The sequence below is a fragment of the Ectopseudomonas khazarica genome, assembly GCF_017915135.1.
Lineage (GTDB): Bacteria > Pseudomonadota > Gammaproteobacteria > Pseudomonadales > Pseudomonadaceae > Aquipseudomonas > Aquipseudomonas khazarica.
The window spans coordinates 4047288-4061784 of sequence record NZ_CP068551.1 but is presented as its reverse complement, the minus strand read 5'-3'; the positions used below and the strand labels follow the sequence as shown (position 1 = coordinate 4061784).

General features: G+C 65.2%; 12 protein-coding genes. 5 read left to right on the top strand and 7 right to left on the bottom strand.

What is annotated here, in order from left to right:
- The 6 genes from JLK41_RS19135 to JLK41_RS19110 form a co-directional block, all read right to left on the bottom strand.
- On the bottom strand, positions 1 to 1281 hold the full coding sequence (locus JLK41_RS19135) for a TRAP transporter large permease (RefSeq protein ID WP_080757016.1): 1281 nt from the start codon (positions 1279 to 1281) through the stop codon (positions 1 to 3).
- Complete coding sequence (locus JLK41_RS19130) at positions 1278 to 1757, bottom strand: TRAP transporter small permease (protein ID WP_037049552.1); 480 nt, start codon at positions 1755 to 1757, stop codon at positions 1278 to 1280. The genes JLK41_RS19135 and JLK41_RS19130 overlap by 4 nt, the downstream gene beginning before the upstream one ends.
- Positions 1758 to 1818: 61 nt before the next feature.
- On the bottom strand, positions 1819 to 2859 hold the full coding sequence (locus JLK41_RS19125) for a TRAP transporter substrate-binding protein (RefSeq protein WP_210389605.1): 1041 nt from the start codon (positions 2857 to 2859) through the stop codon (positions 1819 to 1821).
- 155 nt (positions 2860 to 3014) lie between these two features.
- Positions 3015 to 3953, bottom strand: coding sequence for a LysR family transcriptional regulator (locus JLK41_RS19120; protein WP_037049545.1), 939 nt, complete (start codon positions 3951 to 3953; stop codon positions 3015 to 3017).
- Positions 3954 to 3961: 8 nt separating this feature from the next.
- Complete coding sequence (xseA, locus tag JLK41_RS19115) at positions 3962 to 5341, bottom strand: exodeoxyribonuclease VII large subunit (protein WP_210389604.1); 1380 nt, start codon at positions 5339 to 5341, stop codon at positions 3962 to 3964.
- Positions 5342 to 5384: 43 nt separating this feature from the next.
- Complete coding sequence (locus tag JLK41_RS19110; protein ID WP_179554778.1) at positions 5385 to 6263, bottom strand: LysR family transcriptional regulator; 879 nt, start codon at positions 6261 to 6263, stop codon at positions 5385 to 5387.
- 87 nt (positions 6264 to 6350) lie between these two features.
- Here JLK41_RS19110 and JLK41_RS19105 point away from each other — a divergent pair, with 87 nt between their 5' ends.
- Both JLK41_RS19105 and JLK41_RS19100 read left to right on the top strand, forming a co-directional pair.
- Complete coding sequence (locus JLK41_RS19105; RefSeq protein ID WP_210389603.1) at positions 6351 to 6806, top strand: multidrug/biocide efflux PACE transporter; 456 nt, start codon at positions 6351 to 6353, stop codon at positions 6804 to 6806.
- Positions 6807 to 6861: 55 nt separating this feature from the next.
- On the top strand, positions 6862 to 7416 hold the full coding sequence (locus JLK41_RS19100) for a hypothetical protein (protein ID WP_037049534.1): 555 nt from the start codon (positions 6862 to 6864) through the stop codon (positions 7414 to 7416).
- 53 nt (positions 7417 to 7469) lie between these two features.
- Here JLK41_RS19100 and JLK41_RS19095 read toward each other — a convergent pair whose 3' ends face one another.
- Positions 7470 to 9587 (bottom strand): TonB-dependent siderophore receptor, encoded by a 2118-nt coding sequence (locus JLK41_RS19095; RefSeq protein WP_210389602.1) that lies wholly within the window; start codon positions 9585 to 9587, stop codon positions 7470 to 7472.
- 145 nt (positions 9588 to 9732) lie between these two features.
- On the opposite strand from JLK41_RS19095, the gene guaB reads away from it, so the two are divergent.
- From guaB to JLK41_RS19080, 3 genes are all read left to right on the top strand, one after another.
- On the top strand, positions 9733 to 11202 hold the full coding sequence (gene guaB / locus JLK41_RS19090) for an IMP dehydrogenase (RefSeq protein ID WP_037049532.1): 1470 nt from the start codon (positions 9733 to 9735) through the stop codon (positions 11200 to 11202).
- Positions 11203 to 11323: 121 nt separating this feature from the next.
- On the top strand, positions 11324 to 12901 hold the full coding sequence (guaA, locus tag JLK41_RS19085) for a glutamine-hydrolyzing GMP synthase (RefSeq protein ID WP_047589986.1): 1578 nt from the start codon (positions 11324 to 11326) through the stop codon (positions 12899 to 12901).
- 301 nt (positions 12902 to 13202) lie between these two features.
- A complete protein-coding gene (locus JLK41_RS19080) occupies positions 13203 to 14459 on the top strand; it encodes a tyrosine-type recombinase/integrase (protein WP_174517133.1) in 1257 nt (418 codons plus the stop codon).
- The last annotated feature ends 38 nt before the right edge of the window (positions 14460 to 14497 follow it).

Genomic DNA, 14497 nt, shown 5'->3' with positions numbered 1-14497 from the left:
TCAGCTCAGCAGGCGCGGCAACCAGAGGGTCAGCGAGGGGAACAGGATCAGCAGGTAGAGTACGCCCAGGGCGGTCAGGACGAATGGCCAGATACCCTTGAACATCTCCATGATGTTCAGCTTGCTGACGGCGGCGACGATGAACAGGCAGGCGCCCATGGGCGGCGTGATCATCGCGATGGTGATGTTCAGGGTGAAGATCAGCCCCAGGTGCACCGGGTCGACGCCGGCCGCCAGCGCCACCGGGACGATGATGGGCGTCAGCAGCATCAGCACCGAGACCTCTTCCATGACCATGCCGCAGATGAAGATGATCGCGCTGATCACTAGCAGGATCAGCGTCGGCGAGTCGCTGAACGGCCCCAGCAGTTCGGCGAACGCCGCCGCCACCTGGGTGTAATTGAGCAGCCAGTTGACCACCGAGGCCGCCGCGATGATCGCGTAGATGCTGCCGGTCAGGCGCACGGTGTCGCGCAGCCCGTCCCACAATCCGCGCAGCGACAGCTGTCCCTGCAGCATGCCGATCACGGCCACGTAGAGCACGATCAGCGCGCCTGATTCGGTTGGCGTGACCAGGCCCATGACGATGCCGGCGACGATCAGCACCGGAGCGACCAGTGCGGTGGCCGCGCCGGAAAAGGCAGCCAGCACCTCGCCCCAGCTCGGAGCCTGGTGCCGCGCCTGCAGACCGGCCTTGCGCGCATACAGGGCGTTCATGCCCATGAACGCCAGCGCCAGCAGCAAGCCGGGCACCACGCCGGCCAGGAACAGTTCGCCGATCGAAGTATTGGTCAGCGACGAGTACAGGATCATGAAGATGCTTGGCGGAATGATCGGGCCGATCAGCGAGCTGCCGGCAGTCAGGCCTGCGGCGAACTTGCGTGAGTAGCCTTCTTTTTCCATGGCCGGCACCAGCAGCGAGCTGAGTGCCGAGGCGTCGGCAGCGGCCGAGCCGTTGACCCCGGCGAAGAACACGCCGGCGACCACGTTGACGTGGCCGAGGCCGCCGCGCAGGTGGCCGACCATGGCATTGGCCAGGCGGATCAGGCGCGGGGTCATGCCCGAGTTGTTCATCAGGTTGCCGGCCAGGATGAACAGCGGGATGGCCATCAGCGAGAAAATGTCCATGCCGCCGAAGAAGCGCTGCGGCAGGATGTTGACGAACAGCCCGATGTCGACGAACAGGAAGCCGACCATCGCGGTGAGCAGCAGGCAGAAGAACAGCGGCAGACCCAGCACCAGGTTGACGGCGAAGGTCAGCAGCATGGCCAGACCCATCATGGCTGCACCTCCGCCTGTTGCGAGTTCGGCCAGGGACCGCGCAGCAGCACCATCAGCACCAGCAGGCCAAAGCCCAGCGGCAGCGCCAGCAGCGGCCACGTGCGGCTGATGCCCAGGCCCAGGCTGCGAAAGCGTCCGGCCTCGAGTGCATAGCGCAGGCTGACCCAGGTGGCGAAGGTGAAGAAGGCGCAGGCCGCCAGCCACTGGTACAGCTGCAGCCAGCGCGCCAGGCGTGCCGGCAGGCGCTGTTCGAGCAGGTTGATGCGCATGTGCCCGCCCTCGCTCCACAGTGCGCCGAGCAGCAGCATCACACTGCCGATGATCAGGTAGCGGGCCATTTCGTCCATCCAGATCGGCGAGCTGCCGATCAGGTAGCGGGCGAACACCCCGTAGATGAGTAGCAACAGGTCCAGCAACAGCAGCGCCGCGCCCAGGTTGAGCACCACGGCGCGCAGGCGCTCGATAAAGGAGGACATAAGGACTCCGGGCAAGAGAAGCAGCGCCCTGTCAGCCAGGGCGCTAGGGGTCAGGCGGGGACTATTGGGCGGGTTTCAGACCGACATCCTGCAGGGCCGTTTCGACCCATTGCGCATCGATGTCCTGCTCGCCCAGCCACTTCAGGTAGGCCGGCTGGCCCTGGCTGCGGAAGGCCTGCAGGTCCTCGGCGGAGGGGCGGATGATCTGCATGCCCTTGTCCAGCAGGAATGCCAGCTCCTTCTCCTGCTGGGTGGCGATGGCTTCGCGGTTGAGCAGCGTGGCCTCGCGGGCGGCATCGAGCAGAGCCTGGCGCGCTTCGGCCGGCAGCGATTCGAGCAGCTCGGCGTTGGCCACCAGGAACTGGTCGGAGTACTGGATGTTGGCCAGGGTCAGGTACTTCTGCACCTGGTACAGGCTGCCGAGGATGATGTACGAGGTGGGGTTCATCTGGCCGTCGGCCACGCCCGAGCGCAGGCCCATGTACAGCTCGGTCCAGGGGATCGGCGTGCCGGAAGCGCCGAACGATTCGTAGAGCGCTACCTGGCTGGGGTCCATCGCGCGAAAGCGCAGGCCCTGGAAGTCCTGTGGCGACTTGATCGGCTTCTTGTTGTTGGTGAAGTTGAGAAAGCCACCTTCCTCGACCACCGCCAGCATCTCGGTGCCGGTGCGCGAGCGGAATTCCTCCCGCGCGGCCTGCCAGTAGCGGCCGTCGTCGAAGAAGCGGTGGGCGGCCTTGGCGTCCTCGAACATGAAGGGGATGGCGCTGACGTAGATCTCCGGGAACAGCGGGGCGATGCCGGCGAAGGAGGCGATGTTCAGCCCCGGGCCGCTGATGACCTGCTCCATGCGCTGCTCTTCTTCACCGAGCATGCTGTTGGGGTAGAGCTTGATCTGCAGCTCGCCGCCGCTCTTCTGCTCCGCCAGGCGCTTGAAGTTGCTGGCGAACAGGTGCACCGGGTTCTTTTCCAGGTCGGCCGCGCCGTTGTAGCTCATGTTGATGCTGGTAGCGGCCTGGCTCAGCGATGCGCCCAGGCCCATGGCACTGACCAGCAGCGCCGCACAGAAACGGCGGCCGAACTGACCGAACAGAGTCGATTGCATATTGTTTTCCTTATGGCAGAACGATGGTGGGAAAGCCGCGCGGATGCTGTTGTTGTTCGAACCTAGAGCGCGTCAGCAACGGTACGCTAGCTGTTGTTGTGTTGACTGTTCAAGAAGGCTTGTGATGCAAAAAATGCAACGCGAGTGGGCTCGGCTCAGCGTGTGCGCGACAGGCTCGGCGCGTCGCCGCTGAAGAAGCGCATGCTCTGGCGCAGGTGCTGCAGACAGGCCTGCCCGGCAACCGTGAGTTCGCGGCCCTTGTGGCTGAGGATGCGCGCGCGGGCATCGTGCAGGGCCAGGTTGGCCAGGGGCAGACGGCGGATGCTGCCGGCCTTGAGCTCGTCGCTGACCGTCAGCTCGGGCATGAAGGCCACGCCGATGCCGGATTTGACGAAGTTGGTGAGCACCGCCACCGAGTTGGTGCGCAGCTTCGGGCGCAGTTCGACGTGTTCCAGCTGGGCGACCATCACCGCCAGCTGGCCCATGCCCGTGCTGCTGTGGATCAGTGCCAGAGCCTCGCCGCGCAGGGCGGTCATGGGGATCGGCCCCGGGTGTTCGAGCAGTGGATGGTGCGGCGGGGTGATCAGGTCCAGTGGCTGGCGTGTGTCGACGTGAACCTGCAGTGCCTCGTCCTCGACAGGGGCATAGACCAGCGCCAGATCCACGGCATCTTCCTTGAGCAGGCCGAGCGCCTCGTTGGCGCCGGCCATGCGCACCTCCAGGTCGATGCCGGGGTAGCGCAGGATGAAACTCTGCAGCGGCTGGGCGATCAGGTCGGTGATGAAACCCTCGCCGACCGCGATACGCACGCTGCCCTGGCGCAGGCCCTGAAGGTCGCTCAGGCGCGACAGCACGCCCTGTTCGTTGGCCCGCTGCTGGCGGTAGTGGGCGACCAGCATGTCGCCGGCCTCGGTCGGGCTGACGCCCTGCGAGGTGCGTTCCAGCAGACGGATCTGCAGCTCTTCCTCCAGTGCGCTGAGCTGGCGGCTGATGGCCGAGGGGTCGACGTTCAGGTGCTGCGCGGCCTTGCGCAGCGAGCGAAAGTGGATGACCTCGTTGAGGTAAGCCAGGGCGCGCGGGTTCAGGCGGGACATCGGCGGGCTCAGTCCAGCAGCGACAGGGTCGCGGGTTGGATGTGGTTGTCTTCGACGCGTACATCCAGTTCGCCCTCGCTCAGGCGTGCCTTGAGGCGCTGGCCCGGCTGCGTCTGGACGGCGCTGCGCACCGCCTGGCCGCGTTCGTCGAGGAGGATGCTGTAGCCGCGACCAAGGGTGGCCAGCGGGCTGACGATCTGCAGTTGCCCGGCCAGCGCGCCGAGGCGCTGGCGCTGGTTGCGCAGCTGGCCCTGCATGGCGCGTGGCAGGCGTTCGGCCAGGCCGTCGAGACGCTGGCGCAGCAGGGCCAGACTGCGTCCCGGATGCTGGGCCGCAAGGCGGGCGTCGAGACGGGCCAGGCGCTCGCGCTGGCTGGCCAGCTGCTGGTTGAAGGCGCGGCGCAGGCGCATGTCCAGGTCATCCAGGCGCTGCGCCTGCTGGCGCAAACGCTCGCCGGGGTGGCGCAGGCGCTTGCTCACGCCGTCCAGGCGCAGGCGCTCGCGGGCCAGGCGACCCTGCATGTGCAGGACCAGGCGCCGCTGCAGGTTGTGCAGGCGCTGCAGCAGTTCGCTGCTGTCCGGAGCCAGCAGTTCGGCGGCGGCGGAGGGCGTCGGGGCACGCACGTCGGCGACGAAGTCGGCGATGGATACGTCCGTCTCATGGCCCACGGCGCTGACGATGGGCGTGCTGCAGGCCGCCACGGCGCGGGCCACGGCCTCTTCGTTGAAGCACCAGAGGTCTTCCAGCGAGCCACCGCCACGGGCCAGGATCAGTGCGTCGAAGTCTTGCGCGTCGGCCCGTTGCAGGGCACGGACGATCTGCGCGGTGGCCTCGCGTCCCTGGACGGCGGTGGGGATCAGGTTCAGCTCGACCTGCGGCGCGCGGCGGCGGAACACGCTGATGATGTCGCGGATCACCGCGCCGGTCGGCGAGGTGACGATGCCGATGCGCCTCGGATGGGCGGGCAGGGCGATCTTGCCGGTGCTGGCGAACAGCCCCTCGGCGCCGAGTTTTTCCTTCAGCGCTTCGAAGGCCAGGCGCAGGGCGCCATCGCCGGCGGGTTCGACGGCATCGAGAATCAGCTGGTAGTCACCCCGGCCCTCGAACAGCGACACCTTGCCACGGACCTTCACCGCCAGCCCGTCGCGCAGCGCCTGGCGCACCCGTGCGGCGTTCTGCCGGAACAGCGCGCAACGCACCTGGGCCTGGCCATCCTTCAGGGTGAAGTAGATGTGCCCGGACGCCGGGCGCGCCAGGTTGGAGATTTCCCCCTCGACCCAGATGCCGGAAAACACATCCTCCAGCAGCAGGCGGGCGCGGTTGTTGAGCTGACTGACGCTGAGCACCTCGCGGTCGAGGTTCAGCCGTGCAAAGGGATCGTTGATCATGGGGCGGCATGATAAGCGCAGCGGGCTGCGGGCGCGACCTCCGTCAGGTACCGCCTTGCAGGCGCTGCAGCAACCAGGCGGCAACCGGCCCGAGCGTGCGCTGGCGCGACCAGATGGCATCGACCGCCATGCGCCGTGGCCAGCCGCTGCAGGGCAGTTCGTGCAGGGCCTCGAAGCCATAGGTCTCGACCAGTTGCCGTGGCAGCTCGGCCCAGCCGAAACCCAGGCGGGCCATCTCCAGCAGCATCAGGTAATCCGGTGCCGCCCAGCAGCGCCCCCCGCTGCCGGGCAGGTCATCGCGGTTGGCGTCATCGTCGGCCACGCTGCTCAGGCGCAGCAGGCGCCAGTGCGAGAGGTCTTCCGGGCGCACATGCGAGCGCTCGGCCAGCGGGTGTTCCCTGGCGACGAACAGGCCGAACTCGCTGCTCATCTCCAGGCGGGCATGGGCGATGTGCGGCGGGTAGCGATCCTGCGCCGCCAGCAGGCCGATCTGGGCCCGCCCCTGGTTGACCAGGTCGAGCACGTCGGCCTGCTCGGCGATCAGGCTTTCGAACTGCAGGTCGGGAAAGCGTTCGTCCAGTTCCTGCAGGCGGGCTTCGTACTGCTTCGGCTGGTAGGCGTCAGAGAGGGCCAGGGTCAGGCGCGCTTCCTGGCCGCTGGCCAGTCCGGCGGCGTGGCGGGCCAGGCGGTCAGCGGCTGCCAGCACCTCGTCGGCGTGGGCGAGCAGACTGGCGCCGGCCTCGGTGAGCTGCAGGCGACGAGGGCCGCGCTCGAACAGCGCCACGCCCAGGTCGATTTCCAGTCGAGCGACGGCTTCGCTGATCGTCGACTGGCTCTTGCCCAGGCGCCGTGCCGCTGCACTGAGTGAGCCACTGTGAGCGGCCTGGGCGAAGGCCTGAAGGGATTCGGGAGATATGTTCATATCGGTTTCACCGATGGCAACTCACTTCGTCATGGCAGGTTTGCCGATGATCATAGCGCCATCGCTTCCTGTCACGAGGTTTCAGTCATGAGTCAGCCACTGCCACGCACCCTGCGCGAACGCATCGTCCATGCCCTGGCGTTCGAAGTCATCGCCGTACTCATCTGTGCGCCAACCCTGGCCTGGCTGATGGGCAAGCCGCTGCTGCATCTGGGCGTGCTGACGCTGATGTTCTCCACGGTGGCCATGCTCTGGAACATGCTGTTCAACTACCTGTTCGACCGTGCGCAGCGGCGCATGGGCTTCGAGCGCGGCCTGGGCGCCCGTGTCAGCCACGCCTTGCTGTTCGAACTCGGCCTGGTGGTGGTGCTGGTGCCGCTGGCTGCCTGGTGGCTGTCGATCGGTCTGCTGCAGGCATTGCTGCTGGATATCGGCCTGCTGCTGTTCTTCCTGCCCTATACCCTGGGCTTCAACTGGGGCTACGACGTGCTGCGGGAGCGGGTCCTGGCCCGGCGCGAGGTGGCGATCTGCCGGGGGGCTTGATTTGCCCGCGGCAGGGCCTAAGCTGCCGCCTCTGTTCGCTGCCAGCCCAAGCCTCATGACCGCACAACTCGTTCTCGTTCCACAGATATCCACGCTTCCCGCGCATGAGCAGAAGGCGAGGGCGCTGCTGCGCTGGTTGGTCAAACGGCGCATCGTCGAGGCGCTGCCGACCACCTGTGGCCAGGGCGGCAACGGCATGGCCTATGCCATCGGTCCGGGCGCGCGGCAGATCGCCGAGCGCCCCGAGCTGCTGCCGTATGGCCAGCCCCACAATGGTCTGGAGATCATCACCCACCGCTGCATCTATGTGCCGACGCGCGGCTTTCTCGAAGAGGCGGGGTGTGCCGAGTGTCGGCGGGAGGTGGGGGTGCCGCTGTTCGACAGCCTGGAGGTCTGGTGGCCAGGGGAAACCGACAATTTCACCTGCCCGGAATGCGGGCATGAGGATGACATCAACGGTTTCCTGTTCCTGCAGCCCTGCGGCTTCTCCAACCTGGGCTTCATCTTCAACGGCTGGGTGGAGGCCGGACTGCGCCCGGCATTCGTCGAGGAGTTCGGCGAACGCCTCGGCTTCGCCCTCCGCCAGGTGCGGGTCGACGACCCGGCCTGAGCCGGGCGGCGACCGCGACGTCTGCCAGCGGCGGTCGTCGCTGGCACATCGCCTCAGAAGGTGATGCTGGCCGAGAGGCGGGCGGTACGCGGCTGGCCGACGCTGACGTTGAGCTCGCTACCCGTGGTGGAGGGGTAGTAGTGCTTGTCGAAGATGTTGTCCAGGTTCAGCTGCAATGCGGTCTGCTGGCCCAGCAGCGGATACTCCCAGCGAATGAACGCATCGGCCAGCGTGTAGCTGTCGAGGCGGAAGCTGTCGGCATTGTCGCCGGTGCGTTCGCCGACATAGCGAGCGCCGCTGCCGATGCGCCAATGGCCCAGCTGTTCGTCGATGGGCAGATCGTGGGTCAGGTAGAGGCTGCCGGTGTGGCGTGGCGCCTGGGCGAGCCGGTTGCCTTCGTTGGCGGGGTCGTCGAGAACTTCCGTGTGGGTGTAGGCGTAGGTGGCGATCAGCGCCCAGCGCTCGGCGATCTGCCCGGCGAGATCCAGCTCCACGCCGCGCGAGCCGACCTTGCCGGCGGCTTCGATGTCATCACCGGAGCCCACCACGACGTTCTCCTTGACGATGTCGAACAGCGCCAGGTTCAGGCTCAGGCCCGGTCGCAGGTCGTATTTCGCGCCCACTTCGTAGCTGCGTCCTTCTTCCGGGTCGAAGGTCTGGCCGCTGTCGGTGACGCTGGTGTTGGGGACGAACGAACGGCTGTAGTTGCCATACAGCGAGAGTGCCTCGCTGGCCTTGTAGACCAGCCCGGTGAAGGGAATCAGGGTCTGGTCATTCTTGCTGTACAGCTCGCTGCGACTGGCGCCCAGCCCCTGGGCGATGTACTGGTCGTAGTGCTGATAGCGGCCGCCCAGTACCAGAATCCAGCGTTCGTCGAGGTGCCAGTTGTCCTTGAGGTAGAGCGAGGTCGACGTCAGCTCGTTGCGACGGTTGCTCTGCGTGGCGCTGACCACGCTGGGTTCGGGCAGGTTGCCGTAGACCGGGTCGTGGATGCTGATGTCGCGCCGCATGCTGGCGAGGTTGCGGTAGGTCTTGCCGCGGTACTGGTCATTGAGTTCGTGCTCGACACCGATCAGCAGGTCATGCCGTTGGCCGAACAGGCGCTGCTGGCCGATGAAGTCCAGGCTGCTGTAGCGGGTTTCATCGTCGTAGTGCGCGCCGTTGCCGACGCGCCTGAAGGTGCCGGTCGTGGCGTTCAGCGAGTTGGCCACCGGCTGGGCGATGGAGAGGCCGTAGGTGTCATTGTTCCAGGCGTGGGTGAAACGGGTCTTCCAGTCGTCGTTCAACTGATACTCGAATACCGCGCGGGCGCTCTCGGCGATGCCCCGGGTTTCGGCCCAGCGCTCATCCAGGCGCTTGGCGTAGTCGTCAGCGGCCGGGTGGCCGTCGCTGAACACGGTGCCCCGGTCGAACGGAGCGGAGTAATCGTTGTATTCGTACGCCAGCGTCAGGCTGGCACGCTCGCCGGTCCAGGTCAGCGACGGGGCGATCAGCACCTGCTCGTGGCTACCGTAGTTGCGCCAGTAGTCTTCGTGCTGGCGCTCGGTGATGAGGCGGTAGGCCAGGCCGCTGTCACCCAGCGGGCCGGTGGTGTCCAGCGACAGCGAGCCGCCGCCCTCGCTGAACAGGGAGCCGCTCAGGGTCGTGCGCTGCTGGTGCTGCGGCAGTTTGCTGATGACGTTGATCAGCCCGCCCGGGTCCATCGCGCCATAGAGCAGCGCGGCAGGTCCCTTGAGTACCTCCACCCGTTCGCTGGTGGCGGTGAAGTTCTTCGACAGGTTCGAGCGGATGCCGTCACGCAGGATCGAGCCGTCGGAGTTGGTGCCGAAGCCGCGCTTGATGAAGGCATCCTTGGTGCTGCCCAGGGTGTTGCTCTGGCTGACACCGCTGACGAACTTCATCGCGTCGTCCAGCGAGCGGACCTGAAAGTCTTCGATGGTCTGCGGTGTCACCACCTGGACCGATTGAGCCTCATCCTTGAGTGCAACGGAGGTTTTGCTGGCCGTGCTGCTGCGCCTGGCCTGGTAACCGTCATCGTCGACGACGGGGGCGGCGACGATGTCCTGGCTGGGCAGTTCCAGTTCCTGTGCCAGCAGCTGGGAGGTCGGGAGCAGGCAAAGGCTCAGCAGCGCTGCGCGCGGGCAGCACCGGGATAGGCGGGTGAGTTTCATTTGTTACTCGGGTGCGGATGTTTTTGAGAATCATTATTTTATGATCTCTCTGCCATCGCTGCCTAGCGTCACACTTTGCATTGAGTGCATCGCGGTGGCTGGGTATAATGCCGCGCTTCTTATTTTCCCGCTCGGGAGCCCGCCCATGCTGCGCATCAGCCAAGAAGCACTCACTTTCGACGACGTCCTGCTCATCCCCGGATACTCCGAGGTACTGCCCAAGGACGTCAGCCTGAAGACCCGCCTGACCCGCGGCATCGAACTGAACATCCCGCTGCTGTCCGCTGCCATGGACACCGTCACCGAAGCGCGCCTGGCCATCGCCATGGCCCAGGAAGGCGGCATCGGCATCATCCACAAGAACATGACCATCGAGCAGCAGGCGGCGGAAGTCCGCAAGGTCAAGAAGTTCGAGGCCGGCGTGGTCAAGGACCCGATCACCATCGAAGCTGACGCCACCGTGCGTGACCTGTTCGAGCTGACCCGCCAGAACAACATCTCGGGCGTACCGGTGCTGTCCGGCGGCGACCTGGTGGGTATCGTCACCTCCCGCGACGTGCGCTTCGAGAATCGCCTGGATGCCCTGGTACGTGACGTGATGACGCCGAAAGAGCGCCTGGTCACCGTCAAGGAAGGCGCCGACAAGGAAACCGTGCGTGAGCTGCTGCACAAGCACCGCATCGAGAAGGTCCTGATCGTCGACGACGCCTTCACCCTCAAGGGCATGATGACCGTCAAGGACATCGAGAAGGCCAAGGCCTACCCGCTGGCCAGCAAGGACGACCAGGGTCGTCTGCGTGTCGGTGCTGCCGTCGGCACCGGTGCCGATACCGGTGACCGCGTGGCTGCACTGGTCAACGCCGGGGTGGACGTGATCATCGTCGACACCGCTCACGGTCACTCCAAGGGCGTGATCGACCGCGTACGCTGGGTCAAGCAGAACTTCCCGGAAGTCCAGGTCATCGGTGGCAACATCGCCACTGGCGCGGCTGCCAAGGCGCTGGTCGAAGCCGGCGCCGACGGTGTCAAGGTCGGTATCGGCCCAGGCTCGATCTGCACCACCCGTATCGTTGCCGGCGTCGGCGTCCCGCAGATTTCCGCCGTGGCCAATGTGGCTGCCGCCCTGGCCGGCACCGGTGTGCCGCTGGTCGCCGATGGTGGCATCCGCTTCTCCGGTGACCTGTCCAAGGCCATCGTCGCTGGCGCCTCCGCCGTGATGATCGGTTCCATGCTGGCCGGCACCGAAGAGGCACCGGGCGAAGTCGAACTGTTCCAGGGCCGTTCCTACAAGGCTTACCGTGGCATGGGTTCGCTGGGTGCCATGGCACAGGCGCAAGGCTCGAGCGACCGCTACTTCCAGGACTCCTCGGCCGGTGCCGAGAAGCTGGTGCCGGAAGGCATCGAAGGCCGCGTACCCTACAAGGGCGCCATGGCTGCCATCGTTCACCAGCTGATGGGTGGCCTGCGTGCCTCCATGGGCTACACCGGCTGCGCCACCGTCGAAGAGATGCGCACCAAGCCCGAGTTCGTGCGCATCACGGGCGCCGGCATGGCCGAATCGCATGTCCACGACGTGCAGATCACCAAGGAAGCCCCGAACTACCGGGTGGGCTGACGCCCACCAGCTTCAAGTTCCAAGCGACAGGCGACAAGCCATCAGGCTTCGTGGCTTGTCGCTTTCTCGTTCAACTTGCAGCTTGCAGCTTGAGGCTTGCAGCTGGCTCGCAGAGGCGCCCATGGCCCAAGACATTCACGCCCACCGCATCCTGATTCTGGACTTCGGTTCCCAGTACACCCAACTGATCGCCCGTCGCGTGCGCGAGATCGGCGTCTATTGCGAACTGCACCCCTGGGACATGAGCGACGAGGACATCCGCGCCTTCGCCCCGCGCGGCATCATCCTCGCCGGTGGTCCGGAGTCGGTGCACGAAGCCAACAGCCCGCGTGCACCGCAGGCGGTGTTCGACCTGAATGTGCCGGTGCTGGGCATCTGCTACGGCATGCAGACCATGGCCGAGCAGCTCGGTGGCAAGGTGGAAGGTTCCGACCTGCGCGAATTCGGCTACGCCCGTGTCGACGTGGTCGGCAAGAGCGAGCTGCTCACCGGCATCGAAGACCATGTCGACGCCGACGGCGTGCTCGGTCTGGATGTGTGGATGAGCCACGGTGACAAGGTCACCCGCCTGCCGGAAGGCTTCCACGTACTGGCTGCCACCCCGAGCTGCCCGATCGCCGCCATGTGCGACGACGCCCGCCACTACTACGGCGTGCAGTTCCACCCGGAAGTGACCCACACCAAGCAGGGTGGTCGCATCCTGTCGCGCTTCGTCCTGGAAATCAGCGGCTGCGAAGCCCTGTGGACCCCGGCCAACATCGTCGATGACGCCGTTGCTGCAGTACGCGCCCAGGTTGGCGATGCCAACGTCCTGCTCGGCCTGTCCGGCGGCGTGGACTCCTCGGTGGTCGCTGCGCTGCTGCACAAGGCCATCGGCGACCAGCTGACCTGCGTGTTCGTCGACAACGGTCTGCTGCGCCTGCACGAAGGCGACCAGGTGATGGCCATGTTCGCCGAGAACATGGGCGTCAAGGTGATCCGCGCCAACGCCGAAGAGCAGTTCCTCGGCAACCTGGCCGGCGAAGCCGACCCGGAGAAGAAACGCAAGATCATCGGCCGCACCTTCATCGACGTGTTCGATGCCGAGGCCAGCAAGCTGGACAACATCCGCTTCCTCGCCCAGGGCACCATCTACCCGGACGTGATCGAGTCGGCTGGCGCCAAGAGCGGCAAGGCTCACGTGATCAAGAGCCACCACAACGTCGGTGGCCTGCCGGAGGAAATGAACCTCAAGCTGGTCGAGCCGCTGCGCGAACTGTTCAAGGACGAAGTGCGCAAGATCGGCCTGGAACTGGGCCTGCCCTACGACATGGTCTACCGCCACCCGTTCCCGGGCCCGGGCCTGGGTGTGCGCATCCTCGGCGAAGTGAAGAAGGAGTACGCCGACCTGCTGCGTCGTGCCGACCACATCTTCATTGAAGAGCTGCGCAAGGCCGACTGGTACCACAAGACCAGCCAGGCGTTCGTGGTGTTCCAGCCGGTGAAGTCGGTCGGCGTGGTCGGTGACGGCCGTCGCTACGCCTGGGTCGTCGCCCTGCGCGCCGTGGAAACCGTGGACTTCATGACCGCTCGCTGGGCGCACCTGCCCTACGAGCTGCTGGAGACCGTCAGCGGCCGCATCATCAACGAGATCGAAGGCATCTCCCGCGTCACCTACGACGTGTCGAGCAAACCGCCAGCGACCATCGAATGGGAGTGATGTAGGGTCCTTCTGGGCTCATTGAGATGTATCGATAGCCAATTGCAACATGTTGATTTAAAAGGAAATTCGTTGCAATGGTTATCGAGGCCTATCGCCGATTAGCAGAACGGATTGGCGGTAGCGGTGACGGTAGTAAACAGCGGTCGGATTGAGACCGTTCTGTTTACTATCCGGTCAAAACCGGTCTTTGACGGTAAATCGCTCCTTGGGAAAGCTTGCCCCGTGCGGCTTTCCCGGCATCAACAGGTCTCCTGACCCTTGACGGTAAAAGCCGTCATGAACAGGAGTAAAAACCTCGATGCTTACTGATACCAAACTGCGCAATCTCAAGCCCAAGTCCAAGCTGTACAAGGCTTCCGACCGCGATGGTATGTACGTGACGGTATCGCCTACCGGTACCGTCACCTTTCGCTACGACTACCGTCTCAATGGACGCCGAGAAACGCTGACCATCGGGCGCTATGGGCCAACTGGCATTTCCCTGGCCATGGCTCGCGAGAAGCTGCTCGATGCCAAGCGCATGGTCGCCCTGGGCAAGTCTCCCTCTCTTGAGAAGCAGCGCGCTAAGCGGCGCCTCAACGCAGCCAAGAATTTCGGTGAAACGCTGACGAAGTGGTTGGCCGGTGCGCGCATGGCCGATAGCACGCGTGCGATGCGCAAAAGCATCATCGACCGCGACATCCTGCCGGTCTTCGAAAATCGGCTGCTGACCGAAATCACCCCTGACGATCTACGAGCCCTGTGTGCCAAGGTGAAGGCTCGCGGGGCCCCGGCAACTGCGGTCCATATTCGCGACATCGTGAAACAGGTCTATGCGTTCGCGATCTTGCATGGCGAGAAGGTCGAGAATCCGGCTGACGACGTTAAGGCGTCTTCTATCGCTATTTTCGCACCGAAGGACCGGGCGCTGAGCCCGACCGAAATTCGGCTGGCCTTCCATCAACTGGAGACAATCGCCGCGTATCCCACGATCAAGCTGGCCTTGCGGCTGGTGCTGCTGACCTTGGTACGCAAGAGCGAGCTGATCGAGGCGACCTGGGACGAGGTGGACTTCGAAAACGCCACCTGGACGATCTCCAAGGAGCGGATGAAGGGGCGTAACCCGCACGTTGTCTACCTGTCGCGCCAGGCCTTGGACATCTTCGTGGCGCTGCACACCTGTGCGGCTGGTTCCCGGTATGTGTTGCCCTCGCGCTATGACATCTACCGCTGCATGTCGCACGCCACCCTGAACCGCATCACCCAGCTCATCGCCTCCCGTGCGAAGGAAGCAGGCCTGCCGTTGGAGCCGTTCACCGTCCACGACCTGCGCAGGACTGGGTCCACTCTGCTCAACGAGGTGGGCTTCAACGGCGACTGGATCGAGAAATGCCTGGCTCACGAAGATGGTCGCTCCTCGCGCTCGGTCTACAACAAGGCTGAGTACGCGGAGCAGCGCCGGCACATGCTGCAGGAGTGGGCGGACATGATCGACGCTTGGATCGACGGCCGCACTCATGTTCCCAAGCTGCTGCCGGACCGCGTTGTAGTGCCGGTATTGAGTGCCACGGTTTAAGGAAAGTGCAAGGTTGTCAGTTGACAACCTTGCCGGTC

Bases quoted from the DNA above. Each gene is read 5' to 3' on its own strand.
- guaB (WP_037049532.1), top strand. From the start codon at position 9,733: ATGCTGCGCATCAGCCAAGAAGCACTCACTTTCGACGACGTCCTGCTC.
- JLK41_RS19110 (WP_179554778.1), bottom strand. From the start codon at position 6,263: ATGAACATATCTCCCGAATCCCTTCAGGCCTTCGCCCAGGCCGCTCAC.
- JLK41_RS19095 (WP_210389602.1), bottom strand. From the start codon at position 9,587: ATGAAACTCACCCGCCTATCCCGGTGCTGCCCGCGCGCAGCGCTGCTG.
- JLK41_RS19105 (WP_210389603.1), top strand. From the start codon at position 6,351: ATGAGTCAGCCACTGCCACGCACCCTGCGCGAACGCATCGTCCATGCC.
- JLK41_RS19125 (WP_210389605.1), bottom strand. From the start codon at position 2,859: ATGCAATCGACTCTGTTCGGTCAGTTCGGCCGCCGTTTCTGTGCGGCG.
- xseA (WP_210389604.1), bottom strand. From the start codon at position 5,341: ATGATCAACGATCCCTTTGCACGGCTGAACCTCGACCGCGAGGTGCTC.
- JLK41_RS19080 (WP_174517133.1), top strand. From the start codon at position 13,203: ATGCTTACTGATACCAAACTGCGCAATCTCAAGCCCAAGTCCAAGCTG.
- guaA (WP_047589986.1), top strand. From the start codon at position 11,324: ATGGCCCAAGACATTCACGCCCACCGCATCCTGATTCTGGACTTCGGT.
- JLK41_RS19130 (WP_037049552.1), bottom strand. From the start codon at position 1,757: ATGTCCTCCTTTATCGAGCGCCTGCGCGCCGTGGTGCTCAACCTGGGC.
- JLK41_RS19120 (WP_037049545.1), bottom strand. From the start codon at position 3,953: ATGTCCCGCCTGAACCCGCGCGCCCTGGCTTACCTCAACGAGGTCATC.
- JLK41_RS19135 (WP_080757016.1), bottom strand. From the start codon at position 1,281: ATGATGGGTCTGGCCATGCTGCTGACCTTCGCCGTCAACCTGGTGCTG.
- JLK41_RS19100 (WP_037049534.1), top strand. From the start codon at position 6,862: ATGACCGCACAACTCGTTCTCGTTCCACAGATATCCACGCTTCCCGCG.